The organism is Chitinophaga sp. YR573 (assembly GCF_900110995.1).
Taxonomy (GTDB): domain Bacteria; phylum Bacteroidota; class Bacteroidia; order Chitinophagales; family Chitinophagaceae; genus Chitinophaga.
This window is the reverse complement of the sequence record NZ_FOJF01000001.1, coordinates 1574205-1593190: the sequence shown is the minus strand read 5'-3', so window position 1 is coordinate 1593190 and position 18986 is coordinate 1574205. Positions and strand designations below refer to the sequence as shown.

General features: G+C 42.5%; 14 protein-coding genes. All 14 read left to right on the top strand.

From position 1 onward, the window contains the following. Window positions 1-97: 97 nt before the first annotated feature. The 14 genes from BMW86_RS06740 to BMW86_RS06675 all read left to right on the top strand — a co-directional run bounded on the left by BMW86_RS06740 (window position 98) and on the right by BMW86_RS06675 (window position 18942). On the top strand, window positions 98-2035 hold the full coding sequence (locus BMW86_RS06740; protein ID WP_089780184.1) for a glycoside hydrolase family 76 protein: 1938 nt from the start codon (window positions 98-100) through the stop codon (window positions 2033-2035). A gap of 248 nt (window positions 2036-2283) precedes the next feature. Next, entirely contained in the window at window positions 2284-2601 is a 318-nt protein-coding gene (locus BMW86_RS06735) for a DUF6686 family protein (RefSeq protein ID WP_218149122.1), read from the top strand. 232 nt (window positions 2602-2833) lie between these two features. Beyond that, entirely contained in the window at window positions 2834-4867 is a 2034-nt protein-coding gene (locus BMW86_RS06730; protein ID WP_089783584.1) for a TonB-dependent receptor plug domain-containing protein, read from the top strand. A gap of 6 nt (window positions 4868-4873) precedes the next feature. Continuing rightward, window positions 4874-5902 carry an HmuY family protein gene (locus BMW86_RS06725; RefSeq protein WP_089780179.1) on the top strand — a complete coding sequence of 343 codons (1029 nt, stop codon included), beginning with the start codon at window positions 4874-4876 and terminating at the stop codon, window positions 5900-5902. Window positions 5903-6312: 410 nt separating this feature from the next. Beyond that, on the top strand, window positions 6313-8424 hold the full coding sequence (locus BMW86_RS06720) for a TonB-dependent receptor plug domain-containing protein (RefSeq protein WP_089780178.1): 2112 nt from the start codon (window positions 6313-6315) through the stop codon (window positions 8422-8424). Between the two features lie 2 nt (window positions 8425-8426). Beyond that, window positions 8427-9095, top strand: coding sequence for an HmuY family protein (locus BMW86_RS06715; protein ID WP_089780176.1), 669 nt, complete (start codon window positions 8427-8429; stop codon window positions 9093-9095). A 9-nt stretch (window positions 9096-9104) separates the two neighbouring features. Then, complete coding sequence (locus tag BMW86_RS06710; RefSeq protein WP_089780174.1) at window positions 9105-9878, top strand: HmuY family protein; 774 nt, start codon at window positions 9105-9107, stop codon at window positions 9876-9878. After that, window positions 9875-10591 (top strand): hypothetical protein, encoded by a 717-nt coding sequence (locus tag BMW86_RS06705; protein WP_089780172.1) that lies wholly within the window; start codon window positions 9875-9877, stop codon window positions 10589-10591. Before BMW86_RS06710 ends, BMW86_RS06705 begins: the two co-directional genes overlap by 4 nt. 14 nt (window positions 10592-10605) lie before the next feature. Beyond that, window positions 10606-11523: a hypothetical protein gene (locus tag BMW86_RS06700; protein ID WP_089780170.1), complete on the top strand. Its 918-nt coding sequence runs from the start codon at window positions 10606-10608 to the stop codon at window positions 11521-11523. 124 nt (window positions 11524-11647) lie between these two features. Then, the gene (locus BMW86_RS06695; protein WP_089780168.1) at window positions 11648-12391 is read left to right on the top strand and encodes a hypothetical protein; all 744 of its coding nucleotides are present in this window, start codon (window positions 11648-11650) and stop codon (window positions 12389-12391) included. 116 nt (window positions 12392-12507) lie between these two features. Further along, entirely contained in the window at window positions 12508-13992 is a 1485-nt protein-coding gene (locus BMW86_RS06690; RefSeq protein ID WP_089780166.1) for a S41 family peptidase, read from the top strand. 245 nt (window positions 13993-14237) lie between these two features. Next, window positions 14238-14687: a response regulator gene (locus tag BMW86_RS06685; RefSeq protein WP_089780164.1), complete on the top strand. Its 450-nt coding sequence runs from the start codon at window positions 14238-14240 to the stop codon at window positions 14685-14687. A 71-nt stretch (window positions 14688-14758) separates the two neighbouring features. Then, window positions 14759-15325: a biliverdin-producing heme oxygenase gene (locus BMW86_RS06680; protein ID WP_089780162.1), complete on the top strand. Its 567-nt coding sequence runs from the start codon at window positions 14759-14761 to the stop codon at window positions 15323-15325. Window positions 15326-15384: 59 nt separating this feature from the next. Continuing rightward, window positions 15385-18942: a CheR family methyltransferase gene (locus tag BMW86_RS06675; RefSeq protein ID WP_089780160.1), complete on the top strand. Its 3558-nt coding sequence runs from the start codon at window positions 15385-15387 to the stop codon at window positions 18940-18942. Window positions 18943-18986: the final 44 nt, after the last annotated feature.

Below are 18986 nucleotides of genomic sequence, written 5' to 3'. Positions count from 1 at the left end.
TTTTTTTAATAATTTTTCTATTGCCCTACAGATAGTACATTTGGTAGGTCTGTTAGCCTTTCACGTTATTTTTTATCAATTATAAAACCCAAACACCATGAAATCCCTCATTCAATTAACCATGCTGATGCTGCTATTACAATTGCGCAGTGTCGGCCAACTCAATGTTTACGGCCCGGTAGCCGACAATTTACAGACCAGTACCTATAACACATTTGGCGTTCCAACATCTAATTACTGGTGGTGCGCTCATGGCATCGATGTATTATTAGACGGATACCTGCGTACCCGGCAGGATATCTATAAAACCCGTATGAAGAATCTATTGCTTGGCACTAAAAGTTTTAACGGAAACACGTATATCAATTATTTTTATGATGATATGGAGTGGATGGGGATTGCCACTATACGTTCCTATCAGGCTACCGGTGATGCAGATTATCTGGCTGTAGCGAATCAGCTATGGGCAGATATTCAGACCGGGTATTCGAACGGAGCGCTTGACTGGAACAAGGGTTGCCCGAATTGTAAGAATACCTGCGCCAATACGCCTGCTGTTATTATGGGGGTACGCATGTACAAAATGACCGGAGTCGCAGCCGATCTGCAAAGGTGTAAAGATATTTACGCTTTTGTAAAGGCTCATCTGGTAGATCCAACTACCGGTGCAGTATGGGATAACTACAATCCCGCCACCGGCGCTCTCGGTGCAGCTGTATTTTCCTATAACGTAGGCACTTATATAGGCGCTGGTCTGGAATTATACGAAGTAACCGGTGATGTTACCTACCTGAATGACGCGGTGAAAAGCGCAGAGTATGTAATGACATCCAGGATCACCAACGGGATGTTCTTCCTGGGTGCCACCGGTATGGGTGACGGCGGATTATTCAACGGGATCTTTGTCCGTTATTTTGCCCTGCTGGCAAGACAAGGGAATATTCCTGCGGATACAAAAGCGCGATATAATGAAGCCATCCGGTTTAATGCAGAGAAGCTGAGAACAAGTGGTATCAGCAGTTCATACCTGGTAGGGCCTAACTGGACAGTTCCTCCCACTACAACAGATTATGCCACACAATTGAGTGGTGTGATGTTAATGGAAACAGCAGCTACACTGGACCAGGCCTTCTTCTATAAAGATATCAACTATGGTGGCTCAGCATGGAGCCTGCCAGCTGGTAGTTATAATACTGCAGCGCTGGTAGCAAAAGGCATTAAGGATAATGATATCACTTCTTATACTATTCCTGCGGGTTACCAGGTTACTTTCTACAAGAATGATAACTTCACAGGTGGCAGTATGGTTGTAACCAGTAACAGCGCCTGGATAGGTGGTGCCTGGAATGACAGTATCTCTTCGCTGATCATTGCCCCTGTTGGAGCAACAGGTACACTGATACAGGCAGAGAATTACAGCAGTATGTCCGGCATTATTACGGAAACTACCACAGATACTGATGGAGGCCAGAATGTGGGCGCTATTGATACGGGTGACTGGATGGCATACAACAGCATTTATTTCCCAACTACGGGCACTTATAAGGTGGAATACCGTGTCTCCAGCTTAAGTGGTGGAGGCAGGTTGTCTCTCGACTTAAATGCAGGCACTACTATTCTCGGATACCTGGATATTCCTTCTACAGGTAACTGGCAGTCCTTTACCACGATCTCTCATAATGTAACTGTTACAGCAGGTACTTATAATCTGGGAGTATATGCGCAAAGCGGTGGCTGGAATATCAACTGGATAAGGATTACACCGGTTGCCAGTGCGGCAAGGGTAGCAGTAGCTCCTGCAAAAACTACGACTGCACTTACATTATATCCAAATCCTGTACATGATGTGTTAAGGATCAAAGCTCCTTTTGATCTGGCAGATGCTAAAATACAGATCGTGGATATGTCAGGTAAAGTAGTGATGCTTACCCGCAGCAATGCAGGTAGTATAGATGTATCACATCTGCCTTCCGGTGTGTATAATCTGGTGATTATACATAATGGACAACAGTTTGTGAAACGTTTTGTTAAATAGCTAAGCTGATCAATAATAAAGGGGGATCATTTCTGTAAGAGATGATTCCCCTTTTTATTTTTCCCAGATAGAAAAATCGTTTTCCTGATTCGCTCATTGCGGAATATTTATTCCCGGTACATTTGATATAGAGACATGCATTGTTTGCTGTCCCCAAAAAAATATTCACTATCCATGAAACCTGTCACCAAAAACCGTCAGTAGTATTGCTGACGGCTTGCGTAGAAGGTTATCAAAAAACAAATTTTATGTGTGCGATAAGAACATTGTGTATTAAAAATGAAGCGCATATCAGTCATTGTACTCATTGTCAAACGATGTATATATGGCATAACAATCTGATGCTGAATTTTACACCGGAAGATTTTGAAGAGTTCAGATATATCCTGAACAGACAGGAATTTCACGACTGCTGCCTGTTATTCCCGGATGGAGAGGAACGTGTTATCGTACATGCTCCCTGCAGAGATATCAGCTTTACCTTTACCCGCGGGCAATTGGAGGACCTTAAAGCCGCGATGGACGAATCTTTCCTGATGAAGGAAGTCTATGAGCTGATTAAATAACTTTTCCCTTTTGCGTAAATCATTTTCCTGATCAGATAAAGCCAATTGCTGATAACATGCTTTCTTTGCATGTACAATTTACTCCGCTAAAACCTGTGTTGTGTAGCAGCTGTTAACTCCGAAACAGTTAGCATAATACAGAAATATCATTATTGCCACAGGCTATGCCAGCCTTTGCTGCCATGCTTTTACAAGCGTAGCGGTGATGTATGCGCATGCATTATACCTACTTATGAAGCTACAAGCTATTGTGCTATTCTTTGCTGTTGCACTTTACAGCCGTGCAGATGCGCAGAAGATGGATTCTGTGTTGTTAAATGATGTTGTGGTAACAGGACAATACAAACCACAGTCGTTAAAAAATTCTGTTTACCAGGTGAGGACTATCACCCGTGAATATATTCAGCAGCGGGGTGCTACCAGCATTCTTGGAGTGCTGGACTATGAGCTGGGTGTACGTTTTGCCAATGACGCCACTTTGGGAGAAACCGATGTGGAGTTAATGGGAATGTCCGGAGCCAGTGTAAAGGTGCTGCTGGACGGTGTGCCGCTGGTAGACAGAGGAAGTACACGTCAGAGTCTTACGCAGATAGATGTAAATACAATAGAGCGTATTGAAATAGTAGAAGGTCCTATGTCTGTTGTATATGGAACAGATGCATTGGCCGGAGTGATAAATATTATTACTAAGAAAAATAACAATAATACGCTTTCTGTATACGCAAGGGTACAGGAAGAATCAGTAGGTAAAGAATATGCTGCGTTTAAAGGAAAAGGACAACACAATGAGAGTGTTGGTCTTAACTGGGGACATAAGGGATTCTTTGCCGGCGCCGGTGTTTCCCGTAATGATTTCGGGGGATGGGCGGATACGCTTACCGGTCGTAAAAAAGCCTGGAAGCCGAAGGATCAGCTTATGACGTACGGGACTTTTGGATATGGCAATCAGCACTTTAAAATATGGTACAGGCTTGATTATCTGAATGAGGATCTGATCAGTAAAGGTGATGTGAATTATGGTAACGGGAAGGCAACGGATCAGCATTATTTTACTGAAAGATATACGCATCAGGCACAGGCGGTATGGGAGCTGAATAAAGATCTGAGTGTAAACGGAACAGCTTCTTATCAACAATATCAGCGTCGTACACGTACTACTATAAAATCTTTTGATACAGGCGCGGAAGTATTATCTACAGATGCAGGAACACAGGATGTTTCTACTTTTAATACATTGTTCTTTCGCGGAACGGCACAGTATACGCTCACACCGGTGTTATCATTTCAACCTGGTATTGAATTTAAAAGAGATGCTTCTACAGGAGAACGTATAGAAGGCACACCGGTTATCAATGATTATTCTGTATTTCTCTCTTCAGAAATAAAACCAACTGAAGGTATTAATATTCGTCCGGGTGTAAGGTTAAATAAGAACTCGCTGTATGATGCTCCACCGGTAATACCTTCTATCAATACAAAGTTTTCTTTGTCTAAAAATGTAGATCTCCGTTTGTCTTATGCGCGTGGTTTCAGGGCGCCTGCATTACGTGAATTATACTTTCATTTCTTTGATGCCAGTCATTCCATTAAAGGGAATCCTGATTTAAAAGCAGAGTACTCCAATAGCTTTACAGGTTCTGTTTCATGGCAGGTTATGCAGAAAAGTAATATACGCATAGGTGTGACGGGTACCGGCTTCTATAATCAGTTTAATAACCGCATTGATATTGCTTATCCGACTAATTCGGATACGGCTACTTATGTGAACATCAGCAAGTTTAAAACAACTGGCGGTACGTTAAGTGGTACGTTGAACTGGAAGAAAATACAGGCTGGACTGGGGTTCTCTTATATAGGCAGGTATAATGCTTTTGCAGAAGATAAGAGTGTTTCATCTCCTGAGTTTGTATGGACACCGGAAGTGAATAGTAATATCACTTATAAGTTTACACGGATTGGCGCTACGTTAAATCTGTCTTATAAATATAATGGTGTAAGACCTGCATATGAACAGGTAACCAATACAGATGGCTCTACTTCTATCCATCTGGCCAATACTTCTGCATTTCATAATGCAGAGCTGACGGCGACTAAAAAGATAACAAAATACATAACGGTTAATGCAGGTGCACGTAACCTGCTTAATACGACGAATGTAAAGAATACCACATTGAATAGTGGCCAGGCTCATAGTGAAGGTAGTTTGTTACCAATGTTTTATGGCCGCTCTTATTTTCTTGGATTGAGTTTTAACTGGAATAAATAATATAAAATGAAATTAAGCAGACTTTTCCTTGTACTTTCTATCGCGGGTATATTTAGTGCGTGTTCTAACAATGATGATGATACTACTGTAGTGATCCCACCTTCTGATGGATCTCAGCTGACGTTGCAGGGCGGCGGTGGCACCGGCGCACCTAATACGGCATATGCAGATATGAGTACAGATAAACAAACCGATGTTGTGCGCACCAGCTGGTCATTAGGTTTTTACAGTGGCTCTGATTACCGTGTTATCCTGAATGGATTTACTTCTATGAGTGCCGTTGCTACAACTAAAACAGATATTACGCAGGTAGGCAGTGCCGATGCAGTGGGTGTTAGTCTGGCTATTGGTCAGGGTGCAGGTACGTTATCTATGATAGATGATGTATTCGGAGATATCACTAAAACGGTGATAGCCGCAGTATCTGCGACTGATGCAGATAATAAAGTTTATCTGATAAAACCAGAAACTGCCAGCGCTACAGATTCAAGTACCTGGTATAAGATTCGTGTTACACGTAGCAGCAACGGGTATACTTTACAATATGCTAAACTGACAGAGACTACCATCAAAACAGCTACAATTGCAAAGGCTTCTGAGTATAACTTTGTTTTCTTCTCTATGGAAAGCGGAGCCAATGTATCAGTAGAACCTAAAAAAGCGGAGTGGGATTTTGCATGGTCTTATGCAGCGTATTATACTGCCACCTTCCCTTATTTCTTCTCAGACTTTGTAGTGATCAATAACTTGGCCGGCGTACAGGCAGCAAGAGTAGATTCTGCGACTGTGAGCTATAGTAATTTTGCAGCATCAGATTTGTCTGCATTAACTTTTGCATCTACCCGTGATGCCATTGGTAGTAAATGGAGAGTTACCAGCGGTACAACTGTAGGGATATTATACAACTATTTCTTTGTGGTAAAAGATCCGGCAGGTAATTACTATAAACTGAAGTTTATTAGTATGGGATTAAATGATGGTGGCAGCAGAGGTTATCCTGTAGTGGAATATAAATTGGTGAAAGCAGCGAGCTGATAATGTAATTATCCTAAGTCGCTAAAAAGCTCCGTTAGGAGCTCCGTGTTTGTAGCAAACATTAATATCCTCTTTAATGACTCCGTAGGAGTCCCCTAAATTACAAATATCAGGGGACTCCTACGGAGTCTGTGTTTTGTTGTTTAACGTGTTTGCTACAAACACGGGGCTCCTAAAGGAGCCTATTATGTTTTGCTACAAATTTCGTTTAGTTCCGTTAGCCTTTTAGTTGCTTCTAATTTACTAATACAAGAATAAATAGTACTCCTATTTTTTCCTTATTGCGTAAATTGTTTTCCCGTTTCGTCATGAGGCTGTCAGCCCGTTGTTATAATTTTACAAAACTACTCCGCCCCATACTGGTAATAACCCATTACCGGATCATCATGCAATAGAACCTATAAACCAAAATGCGAATTAGCAGGTACACGTTTATTATTTTATGTTTCAGTTCCCATATTGTACTGGCCCAATCGGATAGCAGTCATCATTTGCATGGGGTAGAGGTAAGGGCAGTACGCCTGGAAACACTCACAAGCAAAGCCGCTATGCCTGTTACTGTCATCAGCCGGAAAACGCTGGACATGATGGGGAGCCGTCGCCTGGATGAAGTAATGCGTGAGCAAACGGGAATTGCAATTGTGAATGATGTGGCTGCAGGTTCCCGCGCTATCGGTATGCAGATGCAGGGCTTTAGTTCCGATTATATATTGATACTGATTGACGGGCAACCAATGATAGGGCGTAACGCCGGTAACTTCGATCTGTCGAGGATCACTGTATCGGATATAGAACGTATTGAGATTGTGAAAGGCGCTTCTTCCAGCCTGTTTGGGAGTGAGGCTTTGGGTGGAGTGGTGAATATTATTACGCGTCAGCATGTAACGAATGCACAGGGGCAGGCCATTGTGAGATATGGCTCTCAGAATACGCAGGATGTTACGCTGGAAGGTGAAACACCTTTTGCACAAGGGAAAGCATCCGCTTCGCTTTCGGGTAACTTTTATCATACGGATGGGTATAATGTTAATTCATACCTGAGTAAAGGAGCTACGGCACCGCCATATGATAGTTATAGCTTACAGGGGCGTATGCGTTATCGCTTCAGTGATAAAAATATGCTGAACCTTTCGGGGAGATGGGCACTACGTAACTCTGTGAATGAATCTGTATATAGTTCCGGGCAGGTGCAGAACAGTACCCGCGATGTATTACATGAAAGTGATGTGAATGCTGCTGCGGTACTGCAAACATCTTTTAAAAAAGGATGGAGGCTGAATAGTCAGTATTACCTGACACGCTATAGTTCGGGGCAGGATGTGAATACCGGCAAACAGGTGTCTCTCAAAGAAAATGACTTTACACAATATTTCCATCGCCTGGAAGAGCAGGTGATGTTCCTGTTTTCTAACCAGCTTTCTTTTATAGGCGGAGCTGGGGCTAATCTGGAAGTAATGGATGATACGGAGTTTCGCAGCGGAAGTAACATGCGCAGTGAGTATGCCTATTTACAGGGCGACTGGAAACCTGATACTCATTTCAGCACCCGTGCAGGATTAAGATATGATCATCATGATTTTTACGGGGGAAGGATAAACCCCAGTATAGGCATCAGTTATAGTCCACTCCCTCAACTTACTTTTAAAGCGGCTGCAGGTACCGGTTATAAAACACCTGATTTCAAAAAGCGTTATCAGGTGTTTACTAATCCGCAGGCCGGATACACTGTACTGGGAGTAGAAGAAGTATCCGGTAAACTGGCGGAGATGCAGGCCGCAGGATTGATCAGTGAAATAAGACCTGTTGCAAAAGATATCAATGCTAATCTGCAACCAGAGACTTCTCTTTCTTATAATGTGGGTGTTTCTTATCAACCGGTAAAAACAATAAGATTGGATGTGAATGGTTTTTATAATAACCTGCGCAACTTTATCAATACGGTGCAAATAGCCACACGTACTAATTTTCAACCGGTATATTCTTATGTAAATCTTGACAGGTCTTATACTGCAGGACTGGAAGCTGGTGTAGCTGTAAGCCCGTTGCCCGGGCTGGATATCTCCATAGGTTACCAGTTGCTGTATGCAAAGGACAGGGGTATTATGGATTCAATTAAGAATGGTCAGTACCCTTATAATAAAATACGTAACAGTAATACAGGAGAAACACGTGCAGCTGTTGTTAGTGATTATATAGGACTGGAAAACAGGTCGCGGCATATGGGGAACCTGCGCATCTTTTACGAATATACACCATGGGGTATCAGTGCCACTTTCAGGGCTAATTATCGTGGCCGTTCCGGTTATGATGATGCCAATAATAACCGGTTTTTAGATAAGTATGATACGTTCATTGATGGCAACTGTTTACTGTATGCATCTCTGGAAAAGAAATTATGTAATAAACATTTATCTGTACAACTCACTGCCGATAACCTGATGGACTATACGGATATGCTGATGCCCGGACAACCGGGGCGCATTCTGATGGCCGGAATAAAATGGCGGTTCTTTAAAAAATAACTATGTATATCCGAATGATGGCCCTTATACTGTTGTTGTCTTCCTGTAAAAAGGAAGATAACAATATAGCCAAAACAAATTACGAAGATGGCATTAGCACGGTGATCAAAGACCTGGCAGGAGATACGGAAGCATCTGTAGCAGATGGCGTGGAAGGGAAGGAGAGACGTCCTTTTAAAACGTTTTATTTTAAGCTGGGCACTAAGTTGCAATCATGGGACAGCTCTGCTGCCAACAGGAAAAGTAATAGTTGGGACCTTGCTTTTACGGAAGTCTACAATGCGCTGGTATACGTGAATAACGGCAGTGTGGCCGGCCCTGGTTTTGGAGGTCCTGGTAAAGGAACGATCATCGCTATAGATTCTCCTTATTCGGCTGTAACGGTGGCTCCTGATACAGAGAGTAACCTGAACTTTGTAGGATGGGATGGTTATCCTCAGGCTTATAATACAGGCTGGTATTTTTATTCGCTTAGTACCCATCTGGCTATACCTATCAGGAACCGGACTTTTGTTTTACGTACAGCAGAAGGTAAATATGCCAAGCTTGAGCTGATCAATGTATATCAGGGAAACCCTCCTGCTGTAACTGATCTTTACTGGCCGGCGCCTTATTTCACATTCAGGTATTTTGTACAGGAAGATGGTAGTAGAAATCTGAAGACACCTTAAGTAGATTATATGAAAAAGATCAGCATTTTATGCGTGGCCCTGGCCATGCTGGCCGCCGCATGCTCAAAAAGTTCCGATGCGGAACCGGAAAAGGTAACACCTGTAGATACCACTACGATTAATACAGGTGTATTTATGCTATATAACGTTGCCGCAGATACGGCCGCTAATTCTTCTAATGCAGCCAAAGCATTTTATTACAGCCTGGAAGATCAGAAAGTGATTCCTGCGTCGCAGGCACAGACATCCAACTGGGACCTTGCCTTTACCGGCACTTATAACAGCAGTATTTATGCGAATAACGGGAAGGCGCAGTATTCACCTGGATATGGAGGCCCCGGTAAAGGAGGGATTTATATGGAGATGAACAGTGGTATAGATGCTACTTATTACAATGGAGAAGGAAAACCCTTTACCATGATCCCATCACGTAAGTTATTTGATTCCGCCTTTTCCCTGGTGAAAACAGTGAATGAAGAGCTGTTTAAAACGAATGAATCAATTGGACTGGATCACTTCAGTGGTAGTGGAGATGGCTGGGCTTTCTATGATTTTTATGGTCAGCAGTTCCCTGATCAGCCTTATGATTCTGTTACACATGTGTGTTACAATATGCCACGTACACTGGTAGTAAGAACAGCGAAAGGGAATTATGCAAAGGTGATCATCTATAGTATTTATAAAGATGCTCCTGTAATCCCTACCCGTTCTTATAAACCGGGCTTTATTACATTTAAATATGCCATACAAAAAGACGGCACCAAAAATCTGGATATAAAATGAAGATCAAATTAGTAGTGTTACTGCTAATGGCAGTTGCCTGTACAAAAACAGAAACCATCAATCCACCTGCTCTTGCTACCAATCGTGTATTGGAATATAAGGTAACGAATGTATCGGGAGATCCTATCTATGGAGTGATTAATGATGCTGATAAAACCATTACTGCATATGTACCTTATTACTATTATCTCACTTCATTACAGGCAGAAATTAAAGTGTCTGATGGCGCGAGTGTTACTCCTGGTAGTAATTCACTGATTACAGGATTGGATAGCTTATTCTTTGCAGAGAACGTGCAATACAAAGTGACGGCTAAAGATGGTAGTGTGGCATCTTATAAGCTGATAGTGGAAACGCAGCAGCCTGCATTGTCTGTTAATGAAATAACAGAAGACAGCTGGACGACCAGCAGCGTGTCTGATACTTATCCATATGACAGGCCAATGACGTATACGATCAGTGGAAAGAATTTTATTGTCAATAGTAGTTTAACAGTAAAACCGCAGGTAGTATTTATTGGAACAGACGGAAAAGAATATAAACCGGTAGGCACTACGGATTTTAATACCAGCAACGGTGTTGATGGTTCTTTCTCTGTTTATATGCCTTATGCTGCAACAATTCCCGAAGGTACTTATAAGGTAAAAGTGGTGAATTACAGCAGAGCGTTTCTGTTAGAAAAGACCATTCAGATATTATACCCTGTTAACTAAATTCAACCAGAAAAATGCGATTCAATTATACAATAATAGTAGCGTTCATCCTATTCATCAGCGCCTGTAAAAAGGAGAAGGTCAATGCTCCTTACCCTTATAATGAGATGACATCTTTTACAGTAAACGATCATTTGGAAGGGGCGATTAATAACGGGAAAATTATTCTTTACTGGCCTTCATCCGAAGTGTTACCAGATTCTGTTTCACCTGTTATCAGCGTATCCGAAAATGCAACGGTATCACCTGCATCCGGGCAGAAGATTGCGCTGAAAGACAGTGTTACCTATACTGTTACCTCAGAGAGCGGGAGTGTAGTAAAGTATGTATTACATCTTAACATTAACCAGGCAGATATATTGTTGAATGAGAATGCGGATGTGTTGTCATCTCTTGGTGGCACACTTGATTTAGGTAATCTGTACAATGTGATTACAGATACTGCAAAGACCAGTATCTACCTGGTATCTAAAACAGGTATAACAACACGTTTGTCTATAAACGGATTGGGATATGGTGGTTATGCCAACTGGTTACAGGCGGGTATTCCTGAAGAAGGAGTAGATACTGGCTGGTACAAAATAAAGATCAACAGCGGGATACGCAGTATTACCAGCAGCCGGTATTTCGTGTATGTTGCCCCTGGTGTACCGGAATTAATTTTAACGGCTGCATTTACATTGAAACGTGGGGATACGCATACATTCCCCGGGAAGTTTCTGCCTGAGCTTACATTTATAAGGGCACGTTATGCACCGGAGTTCACGTATTATAATCTGGAAATAGTAAGCCGTACTGCCAGTGGCGTAACTGTTCGTATACCGGATACTTATCCGTTAGGCGTGTATAGTAAATTGCAGATTTCCTATGTGGGTACGGATGGATATGACAGCTATACAGATATCCCGCAAAGTTTCACCGTTACAGAATAGACGTTAACCTAAATATGAACGGGTAGCCTGATGTTATTATAAAAGACCGGACAGTTGCATTGTCCGGTCCTGTAAATGATTACAGAAGGACACCTAAAAATCCTAACATTTTAAAAACAGAAAAATGAAAAATTTAAATGCCACCCCTGCAACTGCAGGTAAAAGTACAAAAACCAACCGTATAATTCTGGGTATGGCAGCAGGTGTGCTGGCTGTATTGGCTGTTGCCTGTCAGAAAGAGAATAATGCAGGTTTGCGTCCGGGTAATGAAGTAGCAGTTGTTATCAGCAATCCCGGAGATTCTGCAGCTTTTACTTATGCCAATACCTTTGGAAAGTTGTTCAGAAGTTCAACCAACGAGATTTATACTGTTAAGAATTTCCTGCAGGGGACTGTTAATAATACCGGCAATCCTCCGCACATTGCGAATTCAAAGTATTACTACAGTCTGAGGTCCAATGATGGTACTGATTCTGTGAATGCAGACCTGGTTTTTAGTGGTACAGCGAATGCAGATGTGAGCGTGTATACAGCTTATACACTTTCATTTGCCCGTACCTCTTTTGATTCTATCGCTACAGGATTAGTATCTCCTACCTGGACAAGCATCGCTACTAAAAAGATTGGATTAAACAGTATTGATACTGTTAACTATACTGTGGTAGCAGGATGGTATAATTATAACATTGTAAGGCATGAAGCATTGCCGGTAATTGAACATGGTAAGTTTCTGACGGTAAGGGCAACTACAGCAGGTGGTCGTACCTTTATCATAGAATTGCAGGACCTGTACAGCAACCGTACACCGAATGCTTACAAAACTCCCAGCAACTATCCATATTTACACTTCCGGTACAAAGAAATTTAGTTAATAGCTATCAGCTACCTGAGATTATTATACGGTTAACCACATCAGAAGCCCCGGTATTTACCGGGGTTTTTGTATATTCATATATTCTTAATTTTGTCTATAAAATATTTCCGGTGAAAACTTATGCCTCCCTCATACTGATTGTGCTTCTTGCCTTATCCTGCAAAAAGGATAATAAGCCGGCTACACCTGTATCTCCAGCTGAAGGTACCCGCGAACAACTGACCCTTGATTCCCTTTACCTGTATGCTAAAGAAGTTTACCTCTGGTATGATGCGTTACCGGATTATACTACTTTCAATCCCCGCCAGTATGCAACAGGTGGTGATGTGTTAAGTAACTATAAAAAGGAATTATTCCTGATCACTCAATATAAAATTAACCCTACTACGGGTAGTCCTTATGAGTATTCCGGTTATCCGGGTGTTCCAAAATATTCCTTTATGGAAGAAGGGAATGCTACTGCAGGAGGAAGAAAAGCGACAGTCTCCCTGGCTGATAAAGGTAATGACTTTGGTATTGCACTTACTGCAGCGGCGGATACTGATATCCGTGTCCGCTATGTAAACCCGGCATCTCCGGCAGATCAGGCGGGGCTGGTAAGAGGTGACCGTATACTGAGTATAAACGGCACTACTATTTCTTCCGGTTCATCTTCTTTTGTCAATGCAGCACTTGAAGGATCAACTGTTACGCTGAGTGTGAAGAAGAACAGTGGTAGTACCAGTACTATCACGCTGACGCAAAATGCATATACTACTAATCCGGTGTTTAAACAGGCAGTACTGACCGCCGGTACACAGAAAGTAGGGTATGTAGCGGTAAGCCGGTTTTCTACTCCTACCAGTTTTAATACTGCCCTCACACAGGTGTTTGCGTCGTTTGCAACTGCTGGTGTAACTGCACTGGTAATAGACCTCCGGTACAACGGAGGGGGATATACCTCGGCAGCAGAAGAGCTGGTGAACCTGGTGGCTCCATCTTCACTGAACGGGAAAACGATGTACATAGAATATTTCAATACCTTATTACAGAACGGACAGGCGCCTATCCTGCAACAGCAGATATACCTGGATGCAAATGGTAATACGCAGATGTACAATGGACATATTGCGACCTACGCAGATGTAGATTATTCTGTAGCTAATAATACTTATAAGTTTGCCAAACAGGGTAGTTTACAGACCGTAAAACAGGTGGTATTTATTGTAACAGGTAATACGGCCTCAGCCAGTGAACTGACCATCAACAGCCTGAAACCTTATTTACCGGTGAAACTGGTAGGGCAACAGACCTATGGAAAACCGGTAGGTTTCTTTGGGATTAAGATAGATGAATACACGGTGTATATGTCTAGTTTTTCTATGCAGAATGCCAGTGGAGAAGGGGATTATTTTCATGGTATGACACCGGATTATGTGGCTGCTGATGATGTGACACATGATTTCGGAGATCCTGCAGAAACCAGCCTGGCTTCCGCACTGTCTTATATCAGTGGAAATCCGGGAGGTCGTACTGGCAGCGTCGTAACACCACTGGTACACATGGGACCGTCGTCTTTCAATGGAACGATAGAGAACAGGGTGAAATTCCGTTGATAATTCCCGTTTGCGCAATGATTTTTCCCGATCCGATCTGCTTTTTGGAGTCACAGGGGGTACTTTTGCGTAGCTTCCTTTAGCAAATGCTTGTTACCCCTGATTTTTGACTTCAACAATATAATTCTTAAAAGTGCAAGTCCTTCAAAGTAGTCCCGGGATATAAATCCCGGGACTGCGAAGGCACAATTCCACCGTTATGCAACTTTATTTAAGTAATTTTAGCCGTTAAATTTAGAAATTGGATGATCAGAAAGGTGCAACCTACCCGGAAATGTATACTTGTGGCTGATGATGATGCTGATGACAGAGAGCTGATCAAGGTTGCATTTGAAGAAAGCGGTGCTGAAGCAGAATTGCATTTTGTCGAGAACGGAGAAGAGCTGATGCATTATCTGAACAGGCACGGCAAATATGCGGATGAAGAAAAATACCCCTTTCCCAGTATTATCCTGCTGGATCTTAATATGCCCCGCAAAGATGGCCGTGAGGCATTACGTGAAATCAAAGAGCATATTAATTTTAAAAGGTTGCCCATTATTATCCTTACTACATCTACTGAGGCAAAGGATATCTCCAAATGTTACGAACTGGGTGTGAACAGTTATTCTATTAAACCCGCTAATTTCTCAGATTTAGTCGCATTCACCCACATGCTGCATGCCTACTGGTTCACAGTGGTGCAACTGCCGTAGAGATTATTCCACACGATCAGGACATTTATTCGCCGTAATTTTAATCATCAGTCTGAAAAATTATAATTAAGATGATGATCAAGTATTTAAGGGAGCGTACGGAGACCCTGCACCAGGAACTGGAGCAGATCCTTATTCCCAAAATAAAGCAAACCAATACCCCAGCTGCATATATTAGTCTTCTACAATTGTTTTACGGATACTACTACCCGTTAGAACAGCATATTGCTGCACACCTGGATACCAGTTTCCCCGGAGGCTTTGAACAGCGGCGTAAGGCACCCCTGTTGTTGCAGGATATGGGCGTTATAAACGGATCTCCTGTAGAGCCACCTCCTTTATGTACGGATATTCCTGAAATAACAGATGCCGGGCAGGCCCTGGGGGCTTTATATGTGTTGGAAGTATCTACCCCGGGCGGACAGGAGATCAGCCAGATCCTTACACATAATGTTCCCGATGTTTCCAAAGCACTCACTTTCTTTGAAAGTTACGGGACTAACACACAGGTCATGTGGGACAGTTTCGCACATTATCTGGACGGGTACAATGGTACAGATGTTCAAAAAGCAAGACTGATACAGTCTGCCGCTGATACCTTCCTGACATTCAAATCATGGGCATCAGATGTTAAATAAGGAATGAGTACAGATACTCATATTTTGGTATGAAAATGGTTTAGGTTAAGAAACCATTAATGAAGAAAGTGAATTACATAGTAGCTATTGGGGCCTCGGCCGGGGGATTGGAAGCGATTCATGAATTTTTTGATAATATGCCGGAATACGGCAATCTCTCTTTCGTGATCATACAGCACCTATCCCCTGATTATAAAAGCCTGTTGGTGGAGCTTGTATCCAAGCATACGAATATGAAGGTAAGGGAAGTGGAGAAAGACATGCTGATAGAGAATGATTGCGTATATGTAATTCCCAATAATAAAGAAATCATTGTAGATCAGGGCCGCCTGCAGTTGCAGCAAAAGCCTGTAGAGAAAGCGCCTAATACTGCCATAGATACCTTCTTATTTTCTTTGGCTAAAGATAAAGGCCGTTATGCTATCTGTATTATCCTGTCCGGTACAGGTACGGATGGTACCCGTGGTGCAGGGGCTATTAAGAAAGCCGGTGGGATGGTAATGGTACAGGACCCCGAATCGGCCAAGTTTGATGGCATGCCCAGAAGCGCCATCAATTCAGAAAATATAGATTATGTATTGGCGCCGGAGTTCATGCCCGGGGAAATCTATAACTACATCCAGGATATGCCTGCACAGGTATTTAATGGAAAGATAGATGAAGCATTGTTACCTCAGGTATTCCAGCTGGTAAAAGAAAACAGCGGTCAGGATTTCAATCATTATAAATCTCCTACTATCACCAGGCGCATTGCAAAGCGCATGGCTCAGCTCAATATAAAAAGCCTGGAAGATTACCTGCAATTATTGCAGGAAAATCAGGAAGAGAATAAGTTGCTGGCACAGGATTTCCTGATAGGGGTGACCCGTTTTTTCAGGGATAAAGCGGCGTTTGAAGTGCTGAAGGACCAGGTGCTTGGTAAATTGTTAGAGAGTAAGGAAGAAGGGGCTATCCTCAAAATATGGGTCACTGCCTGTAGTACCGGTGAAGAAGTATATTCTATTGCTATCATGCTGGACCAGGCGCTTCAGAAAAGGAATAAATGGCTGGATATAAAAGTATTTGCCACTGATATTGACAGTAATGCAATCGAATTCGCGTCCAAAGGTTGTTATCCTGGCAGTGTGATGAAAGAGATGGAGCCGGAAATACTTAAAAAATATTTCATTAAGGAAGATAACAAATACCAGATCGTGCCGCGTTTACGCAAACAGATCGTATTTGCCCGTCATAATATTCTGAAAGATCCTCCATTTATAAAAAATGATCTTGTTACCTGCCGTAACATGCTCATTTATTTTGATAATGTATTACAACGTCAGGTATTAACATCCCTTCATTTTGCCATGAATGCGGGAGGGTATTTATTTCTTGGCCCCAGTGAATCTGCTGCTGTTATTCGTGGAGGGCTGGAAGAGATCAGTCCCAAGTGGAAGATTTACAGAAAGAACAATAGTGTAAAGTCTGCTGCGCCAGAGAACCTGTCAAGCCCCCTGGAGTATATCCGGCAGGCGCGTGAAATGAGGGCTAATGGCCTTCCTGAGAAACGGATAGCTACAGAACTGCTGGAAGAATTCAGGGAAGTAATGGCGGATGATTATGGTTATGCCGCGGTATATATAGATAAGAATTACGAGATCCGTGAAGCAATCGGTAACTATAAAAAATACTTATCTCTCCCTGAAAAGAAATTAAACCTGAACCTGTTAAAAATGATCCCTGTGGATCTTTCCATGGTATTGAATATGGCATTACGCCAGGCCTGGAAAACAGAACAGAAGGTGCCGGTAAAAGGGGTGAAGCTGAATACCAAAGATGGAGCGCGGGTAGTGAATATGCTGGTGAAACCAGGGCCGCAGTTTACGCTGATCGTGTTTGGTGAGGAACCGGAAAGGATCATTGCATCGGATCATTACGTGCCCCATACTATTGGCGTGAATGATCATATTTTATTGCTGGAAGCCGAACTGGGGGAAACCAGAACGAATCTGCAGATGGCTATTGAAGGACTGGAAACTTCCAATGAAGAGATGCAGTCCAGCAATGAAGAATTATTATCTGCCAATGAAGAGTTACAGTCCAGCAATGAAGAACTGCAATCTCTCAATGAAGAGCTGCATACGCTGAATACGGAACATCAGCTGAAAATAAAAGAGCTGATAGAGCTGAATGATGATATAGACAACTATTTCCGGAGTACGGATATCGGGCAGATCTTCGTGGATGCCAGGTTACGTATCCGCAAATTCAATCCTGCAGCAGTAAATATGATCAATCTTATTCCTACGGATATTGGTCGTCCTATTAATCATATTTCTACCAATATTCAACAGGATAGCCTTGTTGATGATATCAATGGGGTGATCACGAATAAACATACGGTGGAAAAGGAACGGATGCTGAGTAATGGCAACATGCACCTGATGAAGATCATGCCTTATATCCGTCAGGATAAACAGACAGATGGCGTGGTGATCACCTTTGTGGATATTACGGCTATTAAGGAGCTGGATATGCTGCTGAAAGGCGTATTTAATGCCAGTACCAGTATGATCATGGCTTTTAAAGCGGTTCCCGGTGACTTCAGGTTGCTGACAGCTAATAAAGCAGCAGAGCGGTTGCTGGGCAGGGATGTTATGAAACAGAAGCAGGTGTCCATGTTATCTTTGCCACAATTAACACAGGATGGATTATTTGATAAATATGAACAGGTAGTGGCAAAGGGCCGTATGCTACATACGGAATTTAAAACGGAGCTGGATGGCAGGGATGCCTGGTTTGAACTGACAGCCGTTAGAACACAGGATGGTATAGTGATCACCTGTAATGATCTTACCGAGAAGAAAGATACGGAAGACCGCCTGCGTAAGGCTAACCAGGAGCTGGAATCCAGTAATACGGAGTTGCAGCAATATGCATTTGTAGCTTCTCATGACCTGAAAGAGCCACTGCGGAAGATCCATCTGTTCGGTAATATGCTCAGGGAGCGGTACCAGGAGAACATGGAAGAAAAGGCGATAGATTACCTGGACCGTATCATCGGTTCATCTTCCCGTATGACCAATCTCATTAATGATTTGTTAAAGTTCTCCCGCTTATCGCAGGTAAATTTCTTTGAGCCGGTGAACCTGGAAATAATTATTAAAGAGATCTTATCAGATCTTGAAATTCTTATCCAGGAGAAAAACGCGATTGTAACTGTGAGTCCATTGCCGGTGATAGAAGCAGTGCCAGGGCAGCTAAGACAGGTTTTTCAGAATCTCCTCAGTAATGCATTTAAATTCTCCCGTAAAGATATACAGCCGATGATCAGCATCTCGGCTACCCGTATTCAATACAAACGTTTTGATAGTCCGGCTGATTTAACCGGTCCTTACCTCTGTATAACGATCTCTGACAACGGTATTGGCTTCGATGAGAAATATCTTGATAAAATATTTGTGCTGTTCCAACGTTTACATACGAAGGACAAATTTGAGGGCACGGGCATTGGTCTGGCAGTTACCCGCAAGATCGTAGATAAACACAACGGACTGATTACAGCACATAGCCGTGAAAAGGAAGGGGCCACATTTACGATTATATTACCTGTAAAACAGGAACAGGTAGCAGGGTAATTTTCCTTAATTTTGCGCATTATTTTATATGCCACTTTAAACAA

Excerpts from the sequence above, each read along its gene's own strand:
- BMW86_RS06740 (WP_089780184.1), top strand. The coding sequence starts at position 98 with ATGAAATCCCTCATTCAATTAACCATGCTGATGCTGCTATTACAATTG.
- BMW86_RS06735 (WP_218149122.1), top strand. The coding sequence starts at position 2,284 with ATGTGTGCGATAAGAACATTGTGTATTAAAAATGAAGCGCATATCAGT.
- BMW86_RS06730 (WP_089783584.1), top strand. The coding sequence starts at position 2,834 with ATGAAGCTACAAGCTATTGTGCTATTCTTTGCTGTTGCACTTTACAGC.
- BMW86_RS06725 (WP_089780179.1), top strand. The coding sequence starts at position 4,874 with ATGAAATTAAGCAGACTTTTCCTTGTACTTTCTATCGCGGGTATATTT.
- BMW86_RS06720 (WP_089780178.1), top strand. The coding sequence starts at position 6,313 with ATGCGAATTAGCAGGTACACGTTTATTATTTTATGTTTCAGTTCCCAT.
- BMW86_RS06715 (WP_089780176.1), top strand. The coding sequence starts at position 8,427 with ATGTATATCCGAATGATGGCCCTTATACTGTTGTTGTCTTCCTGTAAA.
- BMW86_RS06710 (WP_089780174.1), top strand. The coding sequence starts at position 9,105 with ATGAAAAAGATCAGCATTTTATGCGTGGCCCTGGCCATGCTGGCCGCC.
- BMW86_RS06705 (WP_089780172.1), top strand. The coding sequence starts at position 9,875 with ATGAAGATCAAATTAGTAGTGTTACTGCTAATGGCAGTTGCCTGTACA.
- BMW86_RS06700 (WP_089780170.1), top strand. The coding sequence starts at position 10,606 with ATGCGATTCAATTATACAATAATAGTAGCGTTCATCCTATTCATCAGC.
- BMW86_RS06695 (WP_089780168.1), top strand. The coding sequence starts at position 11,648 with ATGAAAAATTTAAATGCCACCCCTGCAACTGCAGGTAAAAGTACAAAA.
- BMW86_RS06685 (WP_089780164.1), top strand. The coding sequence starts at position 14,238 with ATGATCAGAAAGGTGCAACCTACCCGGAAATGTATACTTGTGGCTGAT.
- BMW86_RS06680 (WP_089780162.1), top strand. The coding sequence starts at position 14,759 with ATGATGATCAAGTATTTAAGGGAGCGTACGGAGACCCTGCACCAGGAA.
- BMW86_RS06675 (WP_089780160.1), top strand. The coding sequence starts at position 15,385 with ATGAAGAAAGTGAATTACATAGTAGCTATTGGGGCCTCGGCCGGGGGA.